The organism is Bacillus sp. 2D03, assembly GCF_003946765.1.
Classification (GTDB): domain Bacteria; phylum Bacillota; class Bacilli; order Bacillales; family Bacillaceae_G; genus Bacillus_A; species Bacillus_A cereus.
In genome coordinates, this window is sequence record NZ_RPSJ01000034.1 from 1 (window position 1) to 7,827 (window position 7,827).

A 7,827-nucleotide genomic window follows, 5' to 3' on the forward strand; every position below is an offset into this window, starting at 1 on the left:
TTCGCTCGACTTGCATGTATTAGGCACGCCGCCAGCGTTCATCCTGAGCCAGGATCAAACTCTCCAATAAAGTTAGTTTGTCTAGCATCTAAAATAAAAATTGACGTTTCACGTTGTTTGTTTCGTTCAGTTTTCAAAGAACTACTTAGCCGCTCATTTGCGACTTCCTTATGTTAACACTTTCGTTATTTGATGTCAACTAAGTTTTTCATTTCATTTGTCGCTTTCGACGTTATTGTCATCGGCGACTTGTTCTATATTACACCCCTGTAGATCAATCGTCAATACCTTTTATCTTTTTTATTTTATAAATCATAAAAGCTTTGCCCCCTCTTAATTTCTAACACATCCTTAGAACTTCTTAAACTTATGTATTCAAATTAACAATCTGCAGCCTACACTCTCTAACTTAATACTAATACTTTTCTAAAGAATGAATGTGAGACCAAGTAAATATATATTAAGGATAGTATTTTTTCTTTTAGTACGTTCTCCCTCCTGCTCATCTCTAGGGGGATTATAAATAAAACACTTCTCTTCTTTACCTTTAAAAAAGGGAAAGAAATCTAATACCCTTAGGAGGCGTTATGAAATGCATGTTAATAAAAAGATAATTTATGTATCCCATGATGCCCATTTCCACGGAGCACAGCTACTTTCTTTACATACTATTAAGGCTCTTAAAGAAAACTTTGATTACTCTGTTGCAATTATTTCTATTGGATCCGGTATTTTAATTCCCGATTTTCAAAAGTACGGTCCTGTTTATTGTCTCGAGCAAGGTTATCAAACAGAAGAAAAGGTCGAATTATTAATAAAGGATTTATTATCACAGAATTTTACCCTCGCCATATGTAGCACTGTCATAAGTGGCGATATCGTCGCATTACTAGCTAGACACAATATAAAAGTTGTTTCATTAATACATGAATTACCGCATTTAATACAACAGTACTCTGCTGAAGGGAAAGCTAAAAACATCGCTGAATTTGCTTACAAAGTTGTCTTCCCTTCACAATACGTATATGAAAAATTTCGTACAATCACTGAATTGGATCCTCAAAAATGTCACATTCTCCCTCAAGGTTTGTTTAACCACAATCCTTATAAGAACAATATTGCAAAAGCCAGAAATGAGTTACGTAAGAAGCTTAACCTGCCTCTAGATAGCAAAATCATCTTGGGTGTAGGCTTCGCAGATTATCGGAAAGGGATAGATTTATTCTCACTTATCTCTTACTCAGTAAGAAAGACTCACAAGGATATTCATTTCATTTGGGTAGGGAGAACAGACGTTCAATTCCTGAATACACTGCCCCCTAAATATAAAGCACATTTCACATTAGTCGATCCTACTCTCGATATCGGATTATATAACGCCGGGGCTGACTTATACTTATTAACTTCAAGGGAAGATCCTTTTCCAAATGTTGTTTTAGAAGCATTGGATGCAAAACTTCCTGTTATAGGTTTTAAAAATGCTGGAGGTTTTGAAGATGTTGTTACAGAAAAAACTGGTGCCTTAGTAGACTTTTTAAATTTACCCAAAATGCTAGAAAAAATATATGAATTTATTCATGATGAGGGATTACGATTACAAAAGGGAAGCTTTGGCCAAGAACTTATCGAAAAAAACTTCAATTTTCTTAATTACATTTATCAATTACTAGATCTTCTCGAACATAATTACAAAAAGATAAGTGTAATCATACCGAACTATAATTATGAAAAATACTTACCTGATCGAATCGAATCGATATTAAACCAAACCTACCCTCTTTACGAACTAATTTTCTTAGACGATGCCTCCACTGATCATAGCGTATCAACTTTTAAAAAGCTGCTCTCAAAAGAAAATAAGACCCACCTGAAGGTTCAACAGATTATTAATGATAAAAACTCTGGTTCTGTATTTAAACAATGGATAAAAGGAGTCTCTGCAGCAACTGGTGATTATATTTGGATCGCAGAGGCCGATGACTTATGCGATAAGACATTTTTACAAGAGGTGATACAGGGATTTTATATAAATAACAATATTACCTTAAGTTACACACAATCAAAACAAATAGATGAACAAGGAAATGTATTGGCTAATCATTATTTAAATTACACAAATGATATCGATAAAGAAAAATGGAAAGCCCCCTATTTTCGAAAAGGAGTCGAAGAAATACAAGATACGTTACTTATCAAAAATACTATACCTAATGTTTCAAGTGTAGTTTTTAAAAATATAGATATGAAGAAAACAGAAAAACAGTTAGAGAAGTTCAAAATAGCTGGTGACTGGTTCTTCTATGTTTCTCTTCTTACAGAGGGAGATATTCACTTCAATCCAGCCCCCTTAAACTATCATAGACGACATTTAAATAGCGTAACGAGAACAGAAGATTCATACTCCCATTACAATGAAGTTGTGCAAATGCAAAATTTCATTAAAGAAAGATTTACTATCGACGACATTTCTAAAATGAAAATGTATACATATAGAAAGTATCTTAAAGCATACTTAAAAATTTAAACATGTGCTTTCTATGCCATCAATATCTCTTTTAAGTTGCTACTATTACTCAAGGGAGGAATACTCTTTGAAAGACTTTATAGAGGAACATAAAGATTTAATTTCTCAAATCGCACACAGCTATAATGTAAATGCAAGTATCCATCCTGAGGATCATATCTTTCAGTTCATTGTCACTAATCCCGTCTTCCCATCAAAAAAAGAAGCGATAGATTACTACTTTAAAGATGGGCAAAACTCAGCAAAAATACTCTTAAACTTAATTACTTCCCTTTATCCTCCTACAGGCAATCCAAATCAATTGTTAGAATTTGCATCCGGATACGGCTGCGTAACACGTCATTTATTAAATCTACAAACGGATTTGAGTATAACCGCTTGCGATATACACGAAGAGGCCATTTCCTTTATTGAAAACAAATTAAATAATTCTTCTATATTATCTCATCCTGAGCCTGAACAGTTAAAATTGGACTCCTCTACGTACGATATCGTTTTTTGTCTATCCTTTTTCTCTCATATGCCTGATACAACTTGGTTTCGTTGGCTACAAACATTGTATAACGCTGTTTCACCTGGTGGTTTATTCATTTTCACAACCCATGGCTATCAAAGCAAAAAATACTTTGGGTTTCCAAATTTAAATGAAAAGGGCTATTGGTTTCTCTCTTCTAGTGAACAATTTGATTTAGATGTGAATCAATACGGACAAACGATAGTTAGCCCCTCTTACGTGTGTGACAAAATTAAATTATTACCCCATAACCCAATTATCAAAAAGTATACTGAAGGATTTTGGTGGGAACATCAAGACCTTTGGGTTATAGAAAAAGAAATAAAATAATAACCCACGCTCTGCTTATATACAAGTAGAGCGTGGGTTATTATTTTTTACTACATAAGAACTCTTCAATCCATAGCTTATTTAATCTAATCCCATGTTTAAAATCTATTTTAGGTTCCCAATTCAATTCTTGTTTTACCTTATCAATATTTAAAATGATTTTTTGAACGTTCTCTTGTTTTTGTTTGTAACAGATAAAATCCACTTTTCTTTCTGTTATTTTCTCTAATTCCACTATAATTCGTTTTAAAGAAAGACCTTTGCCACTCCCTATGTTGTATACGCAAGATTTCAATTGATTTAATTGTGCTAGTTGTATAGTAATTTCAACTAAATCATCGATATAAATATAATCTCTAATAATCTCCTCTGGATTCCCATATATATGAATCCTTTCATTACTGAGATGCTGGTACAAAAAACAATTTATCGCCCCAACTTTTTTTAAAGGGTTTTGGTATTTTCCATACGGATTAGAATATCTACATACAACATAATCTATTCCATATTTTTTCTTATAAAAATACAAATAATTCTCCAGCGAAACTTTTGTTATTCCATACGGGGAAAGTGGTCTTAATGGGTGTTTCTCATCAATAGGCAAATATTCAGGTTCACCATAAACTGTGCCTCCCGAAGAAGCTAATATAATTTTTTTAATACGAAATTCTTTAACACTTTCCATGAAATTAAGAAAAAATAGACTGCTATTAATATCGCCAAAAACGTCTTCAATTGAAGTTGCTACGTTAGACGTCGCAGCTAAATAAATAATAATATCTATATTCACTAAAGCCTTATATATATCCTTAACATTTTCTAAATCACCTTTAATAAATTCAACTTCACTTATAATATTTTGAGGAAAATTATTTATATGTCTGGAAAATACTTTTACATTTTGTCCCTGTTTCAATAAACCCAATGCGAGGTTGATACCAATGAAACTATTTCCACCTACTATTAAATAATTATTCTTCCTCATAATATCATCTCTCTAGTAATAAATTTTTCCTATCGTCAAACTTAAAAATATACACAAATAAACTGGATCATTTTGATTATTCATCCTCTTATCATTGTATGTTTGTTATAAATTTTCATTATCTTTATTTTCTATTTTCATTTTAGAATAGCTTCCTTATTAAGGTTGACTGCAAAAACAATCATAATATTTACTCATCCCCATGAATATATTTAATAAACAATCCTCACTTGTTTAACCCATAAAAAAACTTCTAAATACACAAGGTTCTAAAAAAAGGAGTGCGAAACTCATGAAAAATATAAATCAAGAACTTTTAAATCATGTAATCCTACATAAAGATCGAATTCCCCATTACCATAAAGACTTTCCCCTTATACTATTTTGGAGTCATAGAAGCGGATGCACCTCATTAGCTAATTGGTTCTTTTTTCAAATTGGATTATTTACTGAAGCAAAGAAATACAATGACTTTATTCATTACTATGAGTTCTGGGTGTATAAAAACAGTACAAATTACATTCAACATTTACAAAATAGTCTTCTAGAGGCTAAAAAAAATGTTTGTAAACTTGTACGAAATCCTTATACAAGGGCTGTCAGCTCATTTTTATTACTTGCTGACAATCCATATGCTAGCCCACAATGGGAGAGCATCCGTCATTATTTTTATAATGATAAATATAGTAATCAAGGAATATCATTTAAACAATTTTTATATTACGTTCAGGCATTCGGTTCCAATTCCCTAGCATTAGATATACATTTTAGTCAACAATACGTCCCTGGTGAAGAAAACTTCATTCAATGCTATATTCCTTTAGAAGATTTTAATACACAAATCACTAAAATAGAACACATGTACGATTTAACAAAATCTAATTTAGCACTTCTTACAAATTCAGATCATCATCGCGCTCACAAGATGATTTATGCAGGAAGCTATGCAGAACTTAGCATTACAGATCCAGGCTTTCCCCGATTTCCAACATACGAAAGCTTTTATGATAAAGAAACTATGGACTTAGTTACAGAAATATACGCACAGGATTTTGAAATGTACCCATACACGAAAGGGATATTTTAAGTCTATACATTTTTCCACGAATAAAAGCTGATACATCGCATAGCATAAAGTGAAACTTTAATTCGAGTGGGAGTTAATTATTCTCTTTCCCTAATCGTAATTTTAAGAGATACCTAACTTTCACCCATTTCCTTTGATTTCGCTGATTGTTGACGTGTATCATATTTCCCATACATAAATTGCATTTATTAACATAGGAGGGATATTGTGTGGAAATCAATTTGAAACACAATAATGGGTACTGCGTTATTTGCGAAAAGAAAGCTACATTTATAGAGCATAATGATTGGCTTAGAGATCATTATTTATGTTCTACATGTAACTCTATACCAAGGCAGCGAGCTTTAATCCATGCTTTACATACATTTTTTCCAAAATGGGATTCCTATAATATTCACGAATCCTCTCCTGGAGGAATTACGACTCAGCTACTATTAAAAAACTGTAAAAACTATACTTATTCTCAATACTTTAGAAATTATCCTCTTGGCCAATACTTTCAAGGTATTAGATGTGAAAACTTAGAAGACATGACTTTTGAAAATGAATCTTTTGATTTATTCATTACTCAAGACGTTTTTGAGCATGTAATGACACCAAACAAAGCCTTTAAAGAAATAGAACGAGTATTAAAACCTGGCGGTGCTCATGTATTTACTGTCCCTTGGTATCATACACTCACAAAAACTGTGCAAAGAGCAAAAATGAATAAAGAGGTGATTGAATATATTGAAGAGCCCATTTATCATGGAAACCCTATTGATGAGAATGGATCTTTAGTAACGTTCGATTGGGGGCAGGATATGATTGAATATATTTATACACACGCAAATATGTATACAATTGTTTATTTACCAAAGGATAGATCACTAGGGCTAGATGCTGAATTTTTACATGTTTTTATTAGTAAAAAATATGTAAAAAATTTCTAAATACTATATAATTCAGTGATTTAATAAATCAATAGTAACTTCCCACTACTTGAACTACGAATAATATAAGGGGGATATAACTTGAAAATAATCGCTTTTTACTTACCACAATTCCATCAAATAAAAGAAAATGATCGATGGTGGGGGGAAGGATTTACTGAATGGACAAATACTAAAAGTGCACGACCTTTATTTTCAGGACATTATCAACCTAGGGAACCTTATCAAGATTTTTATTACGACTTAACTACCCCCTCCGTAAGAAAGTGGCAAGCAAAAATCGCTAAAGCATACGGGATATATGGTTTTTGTTATTATCATTACTGGTTTAAGGGAAAAAGACTATTAGAAACACCCTTTAATGAGGTATTAAAGATGAAGGAACCTGACTTCCCTTTTTGTCTTTCTTGGGCAAATGAACCATGGACAAAATCTTGGGATGGTCTCGATAAACATATATTAATGCCTCAAGACTACGGAGATATATCTGATTGGAAGGAACACTTTGATTATTTATTACAGGCTTTCCAGGATGAGAGATATATTTATATAGATGATAAACCTCTATTCATTATTTATCGTCCAGGACATATTCCTGATTGTGAAAAAATGCTTAATTACTGGAATGCATTAGCGCGAGAAAATGGTTTAAAAGGTATATACTTTGCTGAAACATTAAACAGTTTTCCACTACCTAATATAAATGGATTTGATGCTAGCATTCAGTTTGAACCTTTCTATACAATTGCCCATGATAGCTCTTCAGACATAAATAAGGTAATATATGATTCTGATATGCAATTAAATGTTTGGGACTACGATAAAGTATGGATGTATATATTACAACGATCGCTCCCAAAGAAAAAAACATTTCCTGGTGCTTTTGTTGATTGGGATAATACTGCACGACGTAAAAACGCGAATAGTAGCATCTTTGTAGGTTCTACCCCTGAAAAGTTCACCATATATTTAAGCAAGCAAATTCATCGGACTTACTCTTTTTATAACAGCGAGTTTTTATTTATTAACGCATGGAACGAGTGGGCGGAAGGAACTTACTTAGAGCCAGATAAAAAATATGGATTTTCTTATTTAGAAGGGGTTAAAAATGCAATTGATAGAGGTATGAAAGCATACAAAAAAGACGAGTCATTCTGACTCGTCTTAAAGTTGCTTGGCGACGTCCTACTCTCACAGGGACAAGGTCCCAACTACCATCGGCGCTAGAGAGCTTAACTTCCGTGTTCGGTATGGGAACGGGTGTGACCTCTCTGCCATCATCACCAAACTATGAAGGCATATTCCTTCAAAACTAGATAACATTGCTACATATTATATGGTTAAGTCCTCGATCTATTAGTATTCGTCAGCTCCACATGTCACCATGCTTCCACCTCGAACCTATCAACCTGATCATCTTTCAGGGATCTTACTAGCTTACGCTATGGGAAATCT

At 32.8% G+C, this 7,827-nt stretch carries 6 protein-coding genes and 3 rRNA genes; 5 read left to right on the forward strand and 4 right to left on the reverse strand.

Features of this window, described 5'->3' with window-relative positions; genetic code table 11:
* A 16S ribosomal RNA gene (locus EBQ15_RS30630) occupies positions 1–70 on the reverse strand; the annotation flags it as partial.
* A gap of 522 nt (positions 71–592) precedes the next feature.
* Here EBQ15_RS30630 and EBQ15_RS30635 point away from each other — a divergent pair.
* Together EBQ15_RS30635 and EBQ15_RS30640 are read left to right on the forward strand one after the other, a co-directional pair.
* Positions 593–2,524: a glycosyltransferase gene (locus EBQ15_RS30635; protein WP_000558374.1), complete on the forward strand. Its 1,932-nt coding sequence runs from the start codon at positions 593–595 to the stop codon at positions 2,522–2,524.
* Positions 2,525–2,591: 67 nt separating this feature from the next.
* Positions 2,592–3,368 carry a class I SAM-dependent methyltransferase gene (locus EBQ15_RS30640; RefSeq protein WP_000651235.1) on the forward strand — a complete coding sequence of 259 codons (777 nt, stop codon included), beginning with the start codon at positions 2,592–2,594 and terminating at the stop codon, positions 3,366–3,368.
* A gap of 40 nt (positions 3,369–3,408) precedes the next feature.
* On the opposite strand, the gene EBQ15_RS30645 is transcribed toward EBQ15_RS30640, so the two are convergent.
* Complete coding sequence (locus tag EBQ15_RS30645; protein ID WP_001230831.1) at positions 3,409–4,353, reverse strand: NAD-dependent epimerase/dehydratase family protein; 945 nt, start codon at positions 4,351–4,353, stop codon at positions 3,409–3,411.
* Between the two features lie 292 nt (positions 4,354–4,645).
* Between EBQ15_RS30645 and EBQ15_RS30650 the strand changes: the two genes are divergently transcribed.
* The 3 genes from EBQ15_RS30650 (at position 4,646) to EBQ15_RS30660 (ending at position 7,530) form a co-directional block, all read left to right on the forward strand.
* A complete protein-coding gene (locus EBQ15_RS30650) occupies positions 4,646–5,440 on the forward strand; it encodes a sulfotransferase family 2 domain-containing protein (RefSeq protein WP_000790052.1) in 795 nt (264 codons plus the stop codon).
* A 209-nt stretch (positions 5,441–5,649) separates the two neighbouring features.
* Entirely contained in the window at positions 5,650–6,372 is a 723-nt protein-coding gene (locus EBQ15_RS30655) for a class I SAM-dependent methyltransferase (RefSeq protein WP_000405115.1), read from the forward strand.
* An 81-nt stretch (positions 6,373–6,453) separates the two neighbouring features.
* A complete protein-coding gene (locus EBQ15_RS30660; protein ID WP_016119031.1) occupies positions 6,454–7,530 on the forward strand; it encodes a glycosyltransferase WbsX family protein in 1,077 nt (358 codons plus the stop codon).
* A gap of 14 nt (positions 7,531–7,544) precedes the next feature.
* Here the strand turns inward: EBQ15_RS30660 and rrf are convergent.
* Together rrf and EBQ15_RS30670 are read right to left on the reverse strand one after the other, a co-directional pair.
* Positions 7,545–7,660: ribosomal RNA gene (rrf, locus tag EBQ15_RS30665) — 5S ribosomal RNA — on the reverse strand.
* A 48-nt stretch (positions 7,661–7,708) separates the two neighbouring features.
* Positions 7,709–7,827: ribosomal RNA gene (locus tag EBQ15_RS30670) — 23S ribosomal RNA — on the reverse strand; the annotation flags it as partial.

Coding starts and splice junctions, on each gene's coding strand:
- EBQ15_RS30650 (WP_000790052.1), top strand. CDS start 4,646: ATGAAAAATATAAATCAAGAACTTTTAAATCATGTAATCCTACATAAA.
- EBQ15_RS30645 (WP_001230831.1), bottom strand. CDS start 4,353: ATGAGGAAGAATAATTATTTAATAGTAGGTGGAAATAGTTTCATTGGT.
- EBQ15_RS30635 (WP_000558374.1), top strand. CDS start 593: ATGCATGTTAATAAAAAGATAATTTATGTATCCCATGATGCCCATTTC.